Source organism: Streptomyces sp. x-19 (assembly GCF_046549115.1).
GTDB lineage: Bacteria > Actinomycetota > Actinomycetes > Streptomycetales > Streptomycetaceae > Streptomyces > Streptomyces albulus_C.
Genome location: NZ_JAJPWK010000001.1, coordinates 495,754 through 510,700, shown reverse-complemented (window position 1 = coordinate 510,700; position 14,947 = coordinate 495,754). Strand labels below are relative to the sequence as shown.

Below are 14,947 nucleotides of genomic sequence, written 5' to 3'. Positions count from 1 at the left end.
GGCGAACCGCGGCGCCGGGTCCGCGAACTACGGCGCGAGGACGTCGAGTTCGGCCATCGCGCCGGCGGTGATCTCCCGGGTGAGGGCCTCCGCGCGGGCCGCGTCCCCGGTACGGATCGCCTCGGCGACCTGGACGTGCAGGGTGACCGCGGCCGGGTCGGGGTCGGTGAACATCACGTGGTGCTGGGTGCGGCCGGTCAGGACCGCGGCGACGACCTCGGCGAGGCGCGCGAACATCTCGTTGCCCGAGGCGGACAGCACCACCTTGTGGAACGCCATGTCGTGGACGAGGTAGGAGTCGAGCTGCTGGCCGCGCGAGGTGGCCACCATCCCCATGGCGTGCTCGGTGAGCTCGGCGCACTGGGCGGGGGTGGCGTGGTGGGCCGCGAGCCCGGCCGCCACCGGCTCGACGGCCGAGCGCAGCACGGTCAGCGAACGCAGCTGGCGGGGGCGGTCCCGGCCGGCCAGTCGCCAGCCGATCACCCGCGGGTCGTAGACGTTCCACTCCTCGGTCGGGCGGACCGTCACCCCGACCCGGCGCCGGGACGCGACCAGGTGCATGGACTCCAGGACCCGGACCGCCTCGCGGATCACCGTGCGGGAGACGTCGAACCGCTCGGCCAGTTCGTCGGTGCGCAGGACCGTGCCCGGAGGGTGGTCACCCGCGGTGATCGCGGGCCCCAGGGACTCCAGCACGCGGGCGTGCAGCCCCTTCTCCCCGTTTGCGGTCGCGTCCATGGGCCAAGCCTACGTTCCCGCCTCCCGGCCAATTAAGTATGACGTTTGCGTCACAGGGGCTTGAATACGTCGTACCTAATGAGTTTCAGTGGAGGGCGCACGAGGTCGAAGAGGACCGTGTCGTACCGATCACCCCGAGAGGGGCGGTCTGGCGCGAGACGTTCTGTATACGAAGTTTCGAGGTATTCGGGATGGGCAGCGCCGACGTCATCGTCGTCATGGGTGTGGCCGGGACCGGCAAGACGACGATCGGTCCCCTGGTGGCCGACGCGCTCGGCGTCCCGTACGCCGAGGGCGACGACTTCCACCCGCCGGCCAACATCGCCAAGATGTCGGCGGGCGTGCCGCTGGACGACGCCGACCGCGGCCCCTGGCTCGACGCCATCGGCGCCTGGGCGCACGGGCGGGCCGGCCACGGCGGAGTGGTCAGCTGCTCCGCGCTCAAGCGGGCCTACCGCGACCGGCTAAGGGCCGCCGCCCCGGGCGTGGTCTTCCTCCACCTCGCCGGCGACCGCGCGCTGATCGAGGCGCGGATGGCCGAACGCAAGGGCCACTTCATGCCCACCGCACTGCTGGACTCCCAGTTCGCCACGCTCGAACCGCTCGGTCCGGACGAGGCGGGCGTGGCCGTCGACGTCTCCGGCACCCCGGAACAGATCGCCGACCGCGCCGTCACCGCACTGCGCCACCGGCCCCAGGCCGCGTAACCCGCGCCGAGGCCACCCCAAAAGCCGCCGGGCCCCTCCCTTCCCCCCCCCGAGGGGCCCGGCTCTCCTCACCGTTCCCCTCCCCTCCGACCAAGGGGCCCTCCGAAAGCCGGGCCCTCGCCAAAGGGGCCCTCCGACAAAGGGAATCGCCGTGCCACATCTCAGCGCCGAGATGCTCGCAGCGGACGCGACCACGCCGATCACCACGGCCGGTCACGCACAGCTGGGCATCGCCGTCCTGGCGGGTATCGCCGTCATCGTCCTGCTGATCACCAAGTTCAAGCTGCACGCCTTCCTGTCGCTGATCATCGGTTCGCTGGTGCTCGGCGCGGCGGCCGGGGCGCCGCTCGACAAGGCCATCGCCAGCTTCTCCACCGGGCTGGGGACGACCGTCGCGGGCACCGGCGTGCTGATCGCGCTGGGCGCCGTCCTCGGCAAGCTCCTCGCCGACTCCGGCGGCGCGGACCAGATCGTGGACACGATCCTGGCGAAGGCCGGGCGACGGGCGATGCCCTGGGCCATGGTGCTGATCGCCGGCATCATCGGCCTGCCGATCTTCTTCGAGGTCGGCATCGTGCTGCTGATCCCGGTGGTCCTGCTGGTCGCCAAGCGCGGCAACTTCTCCCTCATGCGCATCGGCATCCCGGCGCTGGCCGGCCTGTCCGTGATGCACGGCCTGATCCCGCCGCACCCCGGGCCGCTGGCCGCGATCGACGCGGTCAAGGCCAACCTCGGCGTCACGCTGGCGCTGGGCGTCGTCATCGCCATCCCCGCGGCGATCATCGCCGGCCCGCTCTTCTCCCGCTACGCGGCCCGCTGGGTCGACATCGCCCCTCCCGAGAAGATGATCCCCCAGCGGACCTCCGACGACCTGGAGAAGCGCCCCGGCTTCGGCATCACCGTCGCCACCGTCCTGCTGCCGGTCGTGATGATGCTCGCCAAGGCCCTGGTGGACGTCGTCGTGGACAACCCCGCGCACACCGTCCAGCGGATCTTCGACGTCGTCGGCTCGCCGCTGATCGCGCTGCTCACCGCCGTCGTCGTCGCGATGTTCACGCTCGGCCGCGCGGCCGGCTTCACCCGTGGCCGGATCGCGTCCACCGTCGAGTCCTCGCTCGGCCCGATCGCCGGCGTGCTGCTGATCGTCGGCGCCGGCGGCGGCTTCAAGCAGACCCTGGTGGACTCCGGCGTCGGCCAGATGATCCTGGAGATCTCCAAGGACTGGAACATCTCCACGCTGCTGCTGGCCTGGCTGATCGCGGTCACCATCCGCCTCGCCACCGGCTCCGCCACGGTCGCCACCATCTCGGCCGCGGGCCTGGTAGCCCCCCTCGCCGCCGACATGAGCACCACCCACTCCGCCCTCCTCGTCCTCGCCGTCGGCGCCGGCTCCCTCTTCTTCAGCCACGTCAACGACGCCGGCTTCTGGATGGTCAAGGAGTACTTCGGCATGGACGTCGGCCAGACCCTGAAGACCTGGTCGGTGATGGAGACCCTGATCTCGGTCGTCGGGATCGTGGGGGTGCTGTTGCTGTCGTTGGTGGTGTAGCGGCGGTCCCACGCACGAGCACGAGCCTTCACCGGGTGCCCCTATGGGTGCGCGGCGGGGGCTCGTGGTTTTGGGAACGCCATGTTCAACGGCCACCCCACGTACGGGGTCGGCCGGGCCTGATCGGCCTTCCCGCTCGGTGCCTCAGCAGACCTTCAAGCGCTCCAGGAACTCCGGGACGCCGTCGACCCGGCGGTACGGCGTGAACGCCGGCGCAAGGTCGCGGATCAGGGCTACGCACCGTGGGGCACCGATGCGGGTGGCCAGGTCGAGCGACTCGCTGGTGACGGCCAGGGCCTGCTCGACGTCGTTGGACTGCAGGTAGCCCTTGGCCTGGTACGTCAGGAAGATGCCGCGCGTCTTGTCCCGGGCGCGAGGCAGCAGGGACATCCCCTCGGCGATCCTCGCGTGGGCTTCCGCGGTGCGGCCGAGCTCCAGCAGGCACTGGCCTGAGTCAACTGCGAGGTCTGCCGGGCTCATCCACCCGCACCAGCCCGGGGCTGGATCGGTGGCCTCGACAGCGAGGGAGGAATCGGCCTCAGACAGGTCGCGGTAACACGCGGGGCTGTCACCGAGGGCGGCAAAGGCCCTAGCTCGGCGGAGGAACAACAGTGAGCGGGCCGCTGGGTGCTCGATGCCGGAGAGGGCGTGTGCGAGCTGGTCGACGGAAACCTTCGGCTCGCCGAGCCAGTTTGCCTGGTAGGCGAAGTCGGAGAGCACCCCGGCGCCGTGGTCGCGATCGCCGGCGGCGTGCGCGGACTGCAGCGCCGCCTCCCACAGCTTCCCGGCCGCCCAGTGCTGGCCCTGGTCGAAGCGGTGCCAGCCGCAAGTGGTGGCGAGCGAGGCTGCCAGCAGGTGGAGGCGTCGGCCGGTCCGCTCGCCGTAGGCGCCGTCCTTAACGAGGTGTGTGACGGTGGCCAGGTGAGCATCCATCAGGCGGATGGTGTGCTGCCGCTGTTCGGTGGGCAGGGCGGTCAGCCCTTTGCTGGTGTCCTCTAGCCAGTTCACAAGTTCGGCATCCACCCGCTTGCCCCCCATGGCCAAGGTGAGGCGTTCGGGCTCGATGACGGCCCACTGGCCGGCCAAGCCAGCCAGCGAGATCGCGCTGAAAGTCATGAAGCTACGACGGTCCATGGAGGCTCTCTGTGCATCGTGAAGTGCTTGGACGGTGTAGGCCAATCCCAGCGGCAGCGGCTCGTCCCGCCCCGGCAGCCAGTAGGGCCAGCCGTACGCCTCCACGTCCGAGACCGGGACGCCGAAGGCTTCTGCGATCAGGAGCTGGGAATCACCGTTCGGAGTCTTGCGCCAGTGCTCCCATCGGCTGACGGCCGTTTTGTCGGCACCAGACAGGAGTCCGTGGTTGCGGGCGGCCTTGTTGAGTTGTGCGGCCAGGTCGCGCTGCGACCAGCCACGCAGTTCGCGGGCGTAGGCAAGGGGGTGCCGGATCGGGTCGTCCACGAGGGCAATCCCATCATCGACAGTGACTGCGAGCCTACTGCCAGCGACGGTGAAACAACCCCGGGACTACGGACAATCCCTTTTCGGTGCCTGCGAGTTGGGCTGTACTCGACGCACATCGACAAACTCCTCCACGCAGTGGAAGGACTCTGCCCATGAAGCGTCGCGCTGCGGTCGTTGGCCTGGGGCACCAGGCGCTCGAAGATCACCTGCCCGGTCTGCTTGGCTCCGGCAGGGCCGAACTCGTCGCCGTCTGCGACAGTGATTCCACCATCCTCCGTCGGCGCCAGGAGTCGCTCCAGGTGCCTGCGTTCACTCGGGTCGCCGACCTTCTGGACGCCGTGCAGCCGGACTTCGTGATCGTCGCGGTTCCGCACCACGCGGGCCGATCCGTGATCGAGGAGTGCGCCGGCAGGGGCGTGCACGTCCTGAAGGAGAAGCCGTTCGCCACCTCGGTCGCCGAGGCCCACCAGCTCCTCTCGATCTGCCAGGCCGGCCGGGTGGAGCTGATGGTCACCCTCCAGCGGCGGTTCAACCCGATCTACACCTCGGTGGCGCAGTTCCTCGACCAGATCGGCACCCCGTTCCTCATCGACGGCCGTTACACCTTCCACATCGACGATCCGGGCGCCGGGTGGCGCGGAGACGCCGAGCAGGCCGGGGGCGGCTGCATCATCGACATGGGCTACCACCTCATCGACCTGCTGTTGTGGTACTTCGGACTTCCCAGCCGGGTCATCGCCGACTTCTCGGCCGCCGCCCTCCCGGAGGCTGCTTACGACGCCGAGGACACCGCCGTCATTCAACTCGGCTACGACTCCGACCTTTACGGCTCGGTCCTGCTGTCGCGATGGGCGGCCCCGAAGTCCGAGCAGCTGCACGTCGTCGGCACTGGCGGCTCGATGCTGCTGACGAAGAGCCAGGTCCAGCGGCTCGATCGGGACGGCACCGTGGTGGAGGAGTTGGCCCGCCCGCACGCCCCCGCCAGCGCCGCGACAGCGCAGATCGACCACTTCTGCCGGGTCTTGGACGGCGAGCGCCCCAACACCTGCGGACCCGAACAGCACCTCGCCCACGCCGCCTTCATCGCTTCCTGCTACGAGTCCAAGTCTGCCGGGCGCTACATCGACCCGAAGGAGATGCTGTGACCTCCCCTCTCGCCCTGCTCGGCGGCAACCCCGAAGTAGACGTCCCCGGGCCTCACTTCGCGTGGCCGCCCGTCGACGACACCACCCGGGCTGCGGTCGCAGCCCAACTGGACGCGGCCGTCTCCATCCCTGGGCGGTCCGGCGTCGTAGCGGCGCTGGAGGACGGCCTGCAGGCATACTTCGGGGTCCGGCACGCGGTCACCGTCAGCTCTGGCACCGCCGCACTGCACGCGCTCTACTCGGCCGCCGGGATCGGGGCCGGGGACGAGGTGATCGTGCCCGCGTGGACCTTCCACGCCACCGCCTCGCCACTCTTCCACTTGCGTGCGGTACCAGTGCCGTGCGATATCGGGCCGGACGGCAACATCGACCCGGCAAGGGTCGAAGAGATGATCACCCCGCAGACCCGGGCGCTGATGGTCACCCACATGTGGGGCCGACCTGCCGACATGGCCGACCTCGCCGCGATCGCCAAGGCCCATGGACTCGCACTGCTGGAGGACGGCTCCCACGCGCACGGCGCGAGCATCCACGGTCAGAAGGTCGGCACCTTCGGTCTCGGATCGGCGTTCTCTCTCAACGGCCCCAAGCCGCTGAGTGGGGGCGAAGGCGGGTTCGTTCTGACGGATGACGACGACACGTACTACCGGGTATTGACGTTCGCCCACTACAACAAGCGGTGCAAGTCGGAGATCCCGGAAGGTCATCCGCTCGCCCGGTATGCGGTCACCGGGTCTGGCCTCAAGCTCCGTATCCACCCGCTGGCGGCTGCCCTCGCCTTCAACCAGCTCGGCCGCCTGGACAGCTACCTCCTCGGCCGGGCTGAGATCGCCCGCTACCTCACCGAGCACCTGGCCCGGGTACCCGGGCTGGGAATCGTGCCGGTTCCCGATGGAGTGGTCACGTCCTGGTACGGGTTGACGCTCACCTATCGACCCGAGGAGCTCGGAGGTCTGACCCTCGACCGATTCCACCAGGCCCTGATTGCCGAGGGGGCGACCGGGTTCGACCGGCCGGGATCCACTCGGCCCCTTCACGAACTCCTGCTTTACCAGTACCCGGAACTGCTGTTTCCCGGGCACCCGTATCGCCACCGTCGGTTCCCGGCCGGCTGCTTCCCGGTCTCCGAGCATGCCTACCGGCACACGATCAAGTTGCCGGTCTGGCATCGTGAGCAGGATCTCGCGCTGGCCGAGCAGTACGTTCGCGCGGTCGTCAAGGTGAGCGAGCGTCATAAGGAGTTGCTGTGACCGTCACCTCCCCCGAGTTCCTGGCCCGCTTGGTGGACGACGCCCGAGCGGATGGCGTCACCGGCTTCGTGGCCGCCGCGGTTGTCACCGATGCCGACCGGGTCCTGCTCGTGCGGCGCAACCCGGGTGACTTCATGGGCGGTATGTGGGAGGTCCCCTCCGGCAAGGTCGAGGACGGGGAGACCGTCCTCGAAGCCCTGCACCGCGAGACCGCCGAGGAGACCGGCCTGACCATCGAGACGGTGAGCGGCTACATCGGCCACTTTGACTACTCCAACAGCCGCGGCGGCACCACCAGGCAGTTCAACTTCGCGGTCACCGTGGAGAAGACCGAGCTGATCGTCCTGACCGAGCACGACGCCTATCAGTGGGCCTTCCTTGGCGAGTTGCCCGAGGTGAGCGAGGCCGTCCGCCACCTGATCGCGCCCTGATCCGGAGCTCTCCCTCCGTCGACTTGGCTGCGTTTGGCGGGGAGCGTCCCGGGCGTTCCCCTGAAGGGTGCCGCGCGGGGGCCGTCCGTGCGGTGAGGGAGACGGGGCCCGCCCTCCTGGTCTCAGGGGAGGGCGGGAACCGGACCGGTGGTGCGGGCGGCCCGGCCTCGCCCGGCTCGTTTCAGACCGCGACCGGGGCGGCGCCGAAGTGCGTCCGGAGCGCCTCCGTGAGCGCCGTCGCCGCGGACTCCGGCGGGGCCGCCACCGCGATGTAGCCGTCGGGGCGGATGAGGAAGACGGTGGGGGTGGTGCCGTAGGCCGCGCGGAGGTGGCCGTCGGGGTCGAGGAGGTCGGCGGTGGGGCCGCCGACGTGGACGGTGTGGAGGGGGGTGGAGCCGGCCGCTTTGGTGAGGGCGGGGGTGTCCAGGTCGGGGGCGTCGAGGGCGAGCACGGTGAAGTGCGGGCCGCGGAAGGCGTCGAAGAGGCGGGTGGGGGTGCCGTCGGCGGTGGTGCAGGGGGCGTCGGGGGCGCGGTCGCCGGCGGTGCGGGCGTCCTCGGCGAGGCCGGTGCGCAGCTCGCGGGCGAGCGGGCTGTTCGGGTAGCCGATGCCGAGTTGGTGCAGGTCGGGGCCGCGACGGAGGCTGCCGGAGCGGTGCAGCCGGGTGCTGGTCGCGAGGATGTCGGCGGCGATCGGGCGGCGCTCGGCCTCGTAGGTGTCGAGGAGGGCGTCGGGGGCGCCGTGCCGGAGCACTTGGCCGAGCTTCCAGCCGAGGTTGTAGGCGTCCTGGACGCTGGTGTTCAGGCCCTGGCCGCCGGCCGGGGAGTGGATGTGCGCGGCGTCGCCGGCCAGGAACACCCGGCCGTGACGGTAGGCGTCGACCATGCCGGCCTTCGGGCGGTAGAGGGACGTCCACAGCACCTCGCGGACCTGGTCGCGGGTGAGGTGGGTGTGCGTGGCGATCAGGTCGCGGACCGCCTCGTGGGAGGTGTCCGGCTCGCCGGCCGCGGCGGCGAGCATCTGGAAGTCGTCGGTGCCGGCCAGCGGGAGGAGGCCGATGAAGCCGCCGTTCGGCGACATCCAGCGGTGCCAGTGGTCGCGGTCGAGGCCGTCGAGGCGGATGTCGGCGAGGACGGCGTGGCCCTGGGCGAGCTCCGGCCCGGTCATCCGGACGCCGAGCTGCTTGCGGACGGTGCTGGCGCCGCCGTCGCAGGCGACCAGGTAGCGGGCCCGGACGGTGCGCACGGCGGCGTCGGGCCCGGTCAGGTGGGCGGTCACGCCGTCGTCGTCCTGGGTGAAGTCGGTGAGCGCGGTGTCCAGTTGGACGCTGCCGCCGAGGTCGCACAGGCGGTCGTGGAGCAGGCGGACGTTGCGCCACTGGGGGAGCATGCGGATGTCGGCGTAGGGCGCGGACGGGGTCGGGGCGCCCCGCTCCACCATCTCGTGGGTGTGGACGATCCGGCCGTCCTTCCACAGCGCCATGGGCGGGTAGAGGCCGCTGGCGGCGTGCGCGGCGGGGAGTACGCCGAGGTCGTCGTAGACCTCCTGGGTGCGGGGCTGGATGCCGGTGCCGCGGGCGCCGAGGGAGAGGGTGTCCTGTCGCTCGACGATGAGGGTGGTCACGCCCCGGCGGGCGAGGTCGATGCCGAGCGCGAGGCCGGTCGGGCCGGCGCCGGAGATCAGGACGTCGACGGGCGGCGCGGTGGCGTCCCCGGCGGCGGCCTCGTAGGTGCCCTCGGTGGGGTTGGCGAAGGTTTCCTTAACGCTGTTAAGTGCCATGCTTTCGAGGCTGCCCTTAACGGTGTTAAGTTGTCAACATGGCTTCGCGCATTGACCGAAAACTGGTGGTGGAGACCGCCCTGCGGCTGCTGAACGAGGGCGGCCTGGACGGCCTGACCCTCCGGCGGATCGCCAAGGGACTCAACGTCCAGGCGCCCGCGCTCTACTGGCACTTCAAGAACAAGCAGGAACTGCTGGACGAGATGGCGACCGAGATCTTCCGGCGGCTGTTCCGGTCGACGCCGCCCGAGGGCGGGCCGGGGCCGGACGGCCGGTGGCCGTCCTGGCAGGAGATGGTCCGGAACACCTGCGCCGCGCTCCGCCGGGAACTGCTCACCTACCGCGACGGGGGCAAGGTCGTCGCCGGCACGCGGATGACGGACGACAGCTTCGCCGCCCCCCTGGAACTCTTCCTCGGCCACTTCACCGCGGTCGGCTTCACCCTGCCCGAGGCGTCCCGCGCCTGGTGGACCGCGTACAACTACACGGTAGGGCTGGTCATCGAGGAGCAGTCGGTGCACCCGGACCCCGCGCACCGGGAGGTCCGCGACCCGTCCTACGACCTCGACGAGCGGGAGCGCCGACTGGGCGCGGAGTACCCGCTCGCCGCACGGGCCGGGCGGGCGCTCTTCGGGGACCTGGAGGAGGCGTTCGAGGTCGGGCTCCAGATCATCGTCGCCGGGATCGAGGCCAACTACGTGCAGGCGCACGGGCGTTGACGGGGGTGTGGGGCGGGTCGGGCCCGCCCCGCCGGGCAGCGGCTAGCGGCGCGGATCGATGGCGCGGCGCAGCCGCGGGGTCAGCGGACGCTCGACCCACCGGTGCAGCACCCACGCCAGCAGCAGCATCAGCCCGACGGTCAGCAGGAACGTGGCGTACGAGGGCAGCCCGACGCCGCGGTGCAGCACGCCTATGACGACCCAGCCCAGGTGCTCGTGGACGAGGTAGAAGGGGTAGGTCAGCGCCCCGGCGACGGTCAGCCAGCGCCAGTTCGCCCAGCGCAGGGCGCCCAGGGCCACCGCGGCGACCGCGGCGAAGCCGAGGGTCACGACGGCGATGATGACACTCGCCGAGCGGTACGAGAAGGCGTGCGCGGACGGTGCGTGCCAGAGTCCGGCGACCGCGTAGTGCTGTCCGATCAGCCAGCTGACCAGCACGATCGTCCAGGCGACCGGGTCCCGCCGGCCGAACCGGTGCAGCAGGTACAGGCCCACGCCGCCGATGAAGAACGGGGCGTACTGGGGCATCAGGACGGTGTTCAGGAACGGGTCGTGGGCGGACTGGGCCAGGGCGGCGGCCAGCGTCCAGCCGGCGCAGAACAGGACGACCCGCCCGCGGGTGGCGCCCGGCAGCACCACGCACAGCGCGAAGAGGGCGTAGAAGCGCATCTCCGCCCAGAGCGTCCAGCACACGCCGAGGACCCGGTGCACGCCCAACGGGTACTGGAGCATGGTCAGGTTCGTCAGCACCTCGCTGGGCGAGAGCGCCTTGAAGGCGACCCAGGGGAGCGCGAAGACCGCGGTGACCAGCAGGATCGCCACCCAGTAGGCGGGGTACAGGCGGCTGACCCGGGAGGCGACGAAGGAGCGCAGGGTCCGCCCCCAGCCGCTGAGGCAGATCACGAAGCCACTGATCACGAAGAAGATCTGGACGCCCAGGCAGCCGTACGCGAACGCGCCGGAGAGGGCGGGGAACTGGTGGGCCGGGGAGTCGCCCCAGGCCCGGGAGACGTCACCGTTGCGGCCGCCGTAGTGGTACGCGGCGACCATCAGGGCGGCGAGCAGTCGCAGCCCGTCCAGGGCCCGCAGCCGGGCGGCGCCTCCGCTCCGGCCGCGGCCCGGTATCGCGGTGTCCCGGACGGCGGCCGGAACGGCGCCCGACCGGTCGGCCGTGGTGCGGTCCGGTGCCGTGCGGGGTGCCCCGGCCGCCGGTGAGGTCGTGGTCATCAGGCGGCGGCCCGCTTCCTCAATCGGCGCTGCACGGCCCGGGCCCGGCGCGCCACCCGGCGGAGGGCGGCGTTGCGCGGGATGAACGACAGTTGGGCCGGGAGCGCGCCGGGCAGCGCGAGCGCGGTGAGCCGGCGACGCTTGAAGTAGCGCCGGGTGCGCGGGCTCAGGTGGGCCGCCAAGTAGCGTTCGGTGGCCGGCCGCAGGTGCGGGTAGATCTGGTGCTGCATCGCGTAGCCGACGGCGGTGACCAGCGGGCCGACGTCCTCGGGCGCGGCGGTGGCGCGCGGCCGTTCGGCGCGGTCGGCGAGGTCCGGCACCAGCGCGTCCACCAGCGTCACCGGCATCCGGTTGCTGTTCTGGTACGGCGTCAACCGCTCCAGCAGCAGCCCGGTGCCGGTCCGGGCCACCGGCAGGTCGTAGAAGACCGCCGCGGTCAGCAGCGCGGTGGAGAAGCAGCCGACCACCAGTGCCGGCCGGGTCCGCTGGTAGAGGACCTCGGCGAGCACCGGCCGGTCCAGCACCGTGAGCGCGACCTCAAGCCGCTCGGCCTCCCGTTCCAGCAGTCTCGACCAGCGGGCCGGTGCCGACGGGTGCGGCTTGAAGACGATCTCGCGGTGCCCCCGCTCGACCGCCCCGCGCACCATCGCCACGTGCAGTTCCTCTTCCTCCTGCGGGGTGAGGATGGCGAGCGCGGAGAGGTACTGGCCGAGCAGCAGCGCCGCACCCTCCGGCACCCCGGCCAGGTCGTCCGCCGCCGTGCCGTCGTCGGCGAGGTCGGCCAGCACCTTGGTGAACGCGGCGGACGGCACCAGCACCGGCTCGACCCCGAACTCGGTGAGCAGCAGCGGCTTCAGGCCCGGCACCAGGTCCAGGTGGAGCAGCCGCTCGACCCGGGTGCCGACCAGCGGGTCGAGCTTGTTGCGGGTGGGGCCGTAGCTCATCAGCCCGTCGGCGTAGACGTGGACGGGCGCACCGGGGAAGAGCTGCGCCAGCGCCAGCGCCGGATTGACCTGGATCGACTCCACGACCAACTCGACCTGGTCGTCGCCCAGTTCCCACAGCAGCCGCAGATGGCGCTCCCACAGCGGTACGTCGTCGGGGCGCGGCGACCAGCCGCCGGGGTGGAACGGGCGGATCGTCTCGTTCCACGACAGCACCCGGTCGAAGCGGCCGCGCAGCCGCGCGAAGCCGGGCATGGCGTCCAGCGCCGGGGTGGTCTCCGGGGTCGTCGCGTTGTTGCTGATCAGCAGCAGTCGGCGGTCGGCCGGTGCGAACAGGTCGGCGTCCAGGGCCGCGGCCAGCGTCGCCGCGCCGTAGAGGGTGGAGGCCAGGAAGATCTGGGTGCGGGGCCGGTCGGGCATCAGGCGGCGACCTCCGCCGGGGTGGGGCGGCGACGCAGCCGCCGCAGCCGGGAGGCGCGGTGTACATCCATGGAATCCAGGGCTTCCTTCAGTACGTCCTGCGGCATGCGTTTCATGGCCGCGGCGCTCATCGCCCGCAAGGTGCGGGCGACCGGCGGCTCGAACCGTTCGATCGAGCCGAGATGGTGGGAAATGATCGCGCAATACGTGCGGACCGCTTTCGGCAACAACAGGTGCGCCTCGGGGTCCCGCGCCGTTTCCTCGATCACCTGATCGAAGGCGCGAATGAAGTCCAATTGCCGCACATCGCCGATCTGGGTCAGCGAGGACGCCACGCCGCGTCGGTAGAAAACCCCCAACAGGCCGGTCACCGCCATGGATTTCGCCTCGCGGTGCAATCGCCAGATCCACGGCCGGTCCTCGGCCGTGCGCAACCCGTCGGTGAAGTGCAGCAATCCGTCGTCGAGCAGCCGCCGGTGGTAGATGCCGGCCCAGGCGTAGGCGTAGTCCACCGAGGTGGAGCGGTCGGCGGGCAGGATCACGCTCCGCGGATCCATCACCACCCCCCGCCGGCCGTGCGGGACCCGGTGCACGGTGCGCGCCCGGGCGGTGCACTGGACGTGGTCGGTCCGGACGAAGTCGCACCCCAACTCCTCTATGACGGAGAGGAGTTCGGGGAGGTAGCCGGGGGCCAGCCAGTCGTCCCCGTCGAGGAAGGTGAGGTAGGTGCCGCGGGCCGCGTCCAGCCCGGTGTTGCGGGCGGTGGCCAGACCGCCGTTCTTCTCGTGCCGCAGCACCCGGGCACCCGGCAGGTCCGCCGCGGCGCGCGCGAGGATCTCCGGCGTCTCGTCGCGTGAACAGTCGTCGACGAGGAGGAATTCGAAATCCTCGCGAGAGTTCGCCGCCAGGCTTTTCAGAGTATCGGGCGCGTATGTCTGCACGTTGTAGAACGGCACGATGACGGAGAGCTTAACCACCCACGTGACGTTAGGGGTGGCGCCCGGCATTCGTCTTGACGCGGCGCGTACTTGGCGGTGAACGAAGAATGGCGGGATGGTTAACCGAGCCGGTGACCGGACGGTATCCGGGTGGGTTCGACATGCGTCGGTCGGCTGTTAACCCGTTGTTGCTCCTCAGTTGGTCCGCCAACCGTCGCGCCTTCCTAGCGTCTTCGACGTGCCATCACGTACCCATTCCGCACCGCGGGTCGCGGTGCTCGCCGACTCGGACACCCGGTGGAAGTGGGGCGCCCTGACCGCCCGCCGACTCCAACCGGACGCCCGGCTCGACGGCTACCTGCTCCGCGGCCGCGCCACCCCCACCGTCCGCCAGCTCGGCGAGGTCGGCGCCCGCGCGGACTCGCTGCAGGAGATCCGGGGCGTCGACTTCGTCCGCGCCGTGGACCGCACCCGTTGCGACGTGCTGGTGCTGGCCTGCGTCGGCGGCGCCGTCCAGGCGATGCTGCACGGACTGGGGCACGCCTGGCGCGCCGAAGGGCGCCGCCCCGTCGTCGTCACCGGCTACGTCGGCGTGGTCTACGAGAAGCTCGCCGACGGCCTGTTGCTGCGGCACGGCGCGGACGTGGTGCTCGCCAACTCCCGCCACGACGCGGACCGGTTCCGCGCGGTCTACCGCGGCGTCGGCGCCCCGGACGGCTCCGTCGTGGAATGCGCGCTGCCCTTCCTCGGCGGCGCCCCCTACGCGGAGCCGCCGGCCGGGCCCGCCGCACCGGGAGGCCGCCCGTACACCGTGGTGTTCGCCGCCCAGCCGTCCGTGCCGGACAGTCGCGAGGGGCGGACCCACCTGCTGCGCAGGGCGGTCGAGCACGCCCGCCGGCACCCGGACCGGGAGGTGCTGATCAAGCTCCGCAGCAAGCCCGGCGAGCACACCACCCACATCGAGGAACTGCCCTACCAGAAGCTCGCCACCAAGCTGCCCGGCGGACTGCCGCCCAACTGCCGCCTGGTGTACGGGAACATGGGCGAGGTCCTGGACCGCACCGACCTGCTGGTCACGGTCAGCTCCACCGCCGCCCTGGAGTCGCTGCACCGCGGCATCCCCACCGCCGTCCTCACCGACCTCGGCATCCGCGAGGCGCTCGGCAACCACCACTTCCTCGGCTCCGGCTGCCTGGCCTCCTGGGACGAACTCGACGCCGGCCACCGCCCGCAGCCCGACCCCACGTGGCTGGCCGGTCAGGGCGTCGCCGCGGACGGGGCGTACGAGGGGGCCTTCGACGCCGCCCGCGACCGCGTCACCGCACTGGCCGCCGCCGACCAACTGCCGCCGCTCACCCCCTACTACACCCCCCGCACCGCCCCCGGCTACCTGCCCGGCATCCTCGCCCGCTACGGCCTGGACCCGCAGGGCGCACCGCTCGCCGGACACGCCGAGGAACCCCAAGAGGCCGTCGGGCTGAGGAAGTTGGCACGCGAGACGGTCCGCGAGGCCGCCCGGGGCGCCTACCGGCACGGCGTCCAACGCGTCGCCCCGGCCATCCGCCGCTGGGGGCAGCTGTGAGCCACCCCCGCACCCGCGCACGACCGGCAACCGCGACCGGTCCCCGCCCGACCAAGGAG

At 71.4% G+C, this 14,947-nt stretch carries 13 protein-coding genes; 7 read left to right on the top strand and 6 right to left on the bottom strand.

The window, feature by feature from the left end; translation table 11 throughout:
* Positions 1-27: 27 nt before the first annotated feature.
* Positions 28-738 (bottom strand): FadR/GntR family transcriptional regulator, encoded by a 711-nt coding sequence (locus ACLJT4_RS02485; protein ID WP_411120766.1) that lies wholly within the window; start codon positions 736-738, stop codon positions 28-30.
* A gap of 191 nt (positions 739-929) precedes the next feature.
* Between ACLJT4_RS02485 and ACLJT4_RS02480 the strand changes: the two genes are divergently transcribed.
* Entirely contained in the window at positions 930-1,445 is a 516-nt protein-coding gene (locus ACLJT4_RS02480; RefSeq protein ID WP_411120765.1) for a gluconokinase, read from the top strand.
* Between the two features lie 151 nt (positions 1,446-1,596).
* Positions 1,597-2,994, top strand: coding sequence for a gluconate:H+ symporter (locus tag ACLJT4_RS02475; protein ID WP_411120764.1), 1,398 nt, complete (start codon positions 1,597-1,599; stop codon positions 2,992-2,994).
* Between the two features lie 144 nt (positions 2,995-3,138).
* On the opposite strand, the gene ACLJT4_RS02470 is transcribed toward ACLJT4_RS02475, so the two are convergent.
* Positions 3,139-4,452, bottom strand: coding sequence for a helix-turn-helix transcriptional regulator (locus ACLJT4_RS02470; protein ID WP_411120763.1), 1,314 nt, complete (start codon positions 4,450-4,452; stop codon positions 3,139-3,141).
* Positions 4,453-4,607: 155 nt separating this feature from the next.
* Here ACLJT4_RS02470 and ACLJT4_RS02465 point away from each other — a divergent pair, with 155 nt between their 5' ends.
* The 3 genes from ACLJT4_RS02465 to ACLJT4_RS02455 are packed head-to-tail and all read left to right on the top strand — an operon-like array spanning position 4,608 to position 7,281.
* Positions 4,608-5,600, top strand: a complete 993-nt coding sequence (locus ACLJT4_RS02465) for a Gfo/Idh/MocA family protein (protein ID WP_411120762.1) — start codon at positions 4,608-4,610, stop codon at positions 5,598-5,600.
* Positions 5,597-6,850, top strand: coding sequence for a DegT/DnrJ/EryC1/StrS family aminotransferase (locus ACLJT4_RS02460; RefSeq protein ID WP_411120761.1), 1,254 nt, complete (start codon positions 5,597-5,599; stop codon positions 6,848-6,850). The genes ACLJT4_RS02465 and ACLJT4_RS02460 overlap by 4 nt, the downstream gene beginning before the upstream one ends.
* Entirely contained in the window at positions 6,847-7,281 is a 435-nt protein-coding gene (locus ACLJT4_RS02455; protein ID WP_411120760.1) for an NUDIX domain-containing protein, read from the top strand. The genes ACLJT4_RS02460 and ACLJT4_RS02455 overlap by 4 nt, the downstream gene beginning before the upstream one ends.
* Positions 7,282-7,462: 181 nt before the next feature.
* Here the strand turns inward: ACLJT4_RS02455 and ACLJT4_RS02450 are convergent, their stop codons facing one another.
* Positions 7,463-9,058, bottom strand: a complete 1,596-nt coding sequence (locus tag ACLJT4_RS02450; RefSeq protein ID WP_411120759.1) for an FAD-dependent monooxygenase — start codon at positions 9,056-9,058, stop codon at positions 7,463-7,465.
* Between the two features lie 38 nt (positions 9,059-9,096).
* Between ACLJT4_RS02450 and ACLJT4_RS02445 the strand changes: the two genes are divergently transcribed.
* Positions 9,097-9,777 carry a TetR/AcrR family transcriptional regulator C-terminal domain-containing protein gene (locus ACLJT4_RS02445; protein ID WP_411120758.1) on the top strand — a complete coding sequence of 227 codons (681 nt, stop codon included), beginning with the start codon at positions 9,097-9,099 and terminating at the stop codon, positions 9,775-9,777.
* 42 nt (positions 9,778-9,819) lie between these two features.
* On the opposite strand, the gene ACLJT4_RS02440 is transcribed toward ACLJT4_RS02445, so the two are convergent.
* From ACLJT4_RS02440 to ACLJT4_RS02430, 3 genes are read right to left on the bottom strand one after another with little or no spacing between them, the layout of a single operon-like run.
* A complete protein-coding gene (locus ACLJT4_RS02440) occupies positions 9,820-11,004 on the bottom strand; it encodes an acyltransferase family protein (protein WP_411120757.1) in 1,185 nt (394 codons plus the stop codon).
* Positions 11,004-12,368, bottom strand: coding sequence for a polysialyltransferase family glycosyltransferase (locus ACLJT4_RS02435; protein ID WP_411120756.1), 1,365 nt, complete (start codon positions 12,366-12,368; stop codon positions 11,004-11,006). Before ACLJT4_RS02435 ends, ACLJT4_RS02440 begins: the two co-directional genes overlap by 1 nt.
* Positions 12,368-13,345, bottom strand: a complete 978-nt coding sequence (locus ACLJT4_RS02430; protein WP_020929451.1) for a glycosyltransferase family 2 protein — start codon at positions 13,343-13,345, stop codon at positions 12,368-12,370. The genes ACLJT4_RS02435 and ACLJT4_RS02430 overlap by 1 nt, the downstream gene beginning before the upstream one ends.
* Positions 13,346-13,544: 199 nt before the next feature.
* Between ACLJT4_RS02430 and ACLJT4_RS02425 the strand changes: the two genes are divergently transcribed.
* Entirely contained in the window at positions 13,545-14,888 is a 1,344-nt protein-coding gene (locus ACLJT4_RS02425) for a DUF6716 putative glycosyltransferase (protein WP_411120755.1), read from the top strand.
* Positions 14,889-14,947: the final 59 nt, after the last annotated feature.

Excerpts from the sequence above, each read along its gene's own strand:
- ACLJT4_RS02450 (WP_411120759.1), bottom strand. The coding sequence starts at position 9,058 with ATGGCACTTAACAGCGTTAAGGAAACCTTCGCCAACCCCACCGAGGGC.
- ACLJT4_RS02435 (WP_411120756.1), bottom strand. The coding sequence starts at position 12,368 with ATGCCCGACCGGCCCCGCACCCAGATCTTCCTGGCCTCCACCCTCTAC.
- ACLJT4_RS02465 (WP_411120762.1), top strand. The coding sequence starts at position 4,608 with ATGAAGCGTCGCGCTGCGGTCGTTGGCCTGGGGCACCAGGCGCTCGAA.
- ACLJT4_RS02445 (WP_411120758.1), top strand. The coding sequence starts at position 9,097 with ATGGCTTCGCGCATTGACCGAAAACTGGTGGTGGAGACCGCCCTGCGG.
- ACLJT4_RS02440 (WP_411120757.1), bottom strand. The coding sequence starts at position 11,004 with ATGACCACGACCTCACCGGCGGCCGGGGCACCCCGCACGGCACCGGAC.
- ACLJT4_RS02480 (WP_411120765.1), top strand. The coding sequence starts at position 930 with ATGGGCAGCGCCGACGTCATCGTCGTCATGGGTGTGGCCGGGACCGGC.
- ACLJT4_RS02485 (WP_411120766.1), bottom strand. The coding sequence starts at position 738 with ATGGACGCGACCGCAAACGGGGAGAAGGGGCTGCACGCCCGCGTGCTG.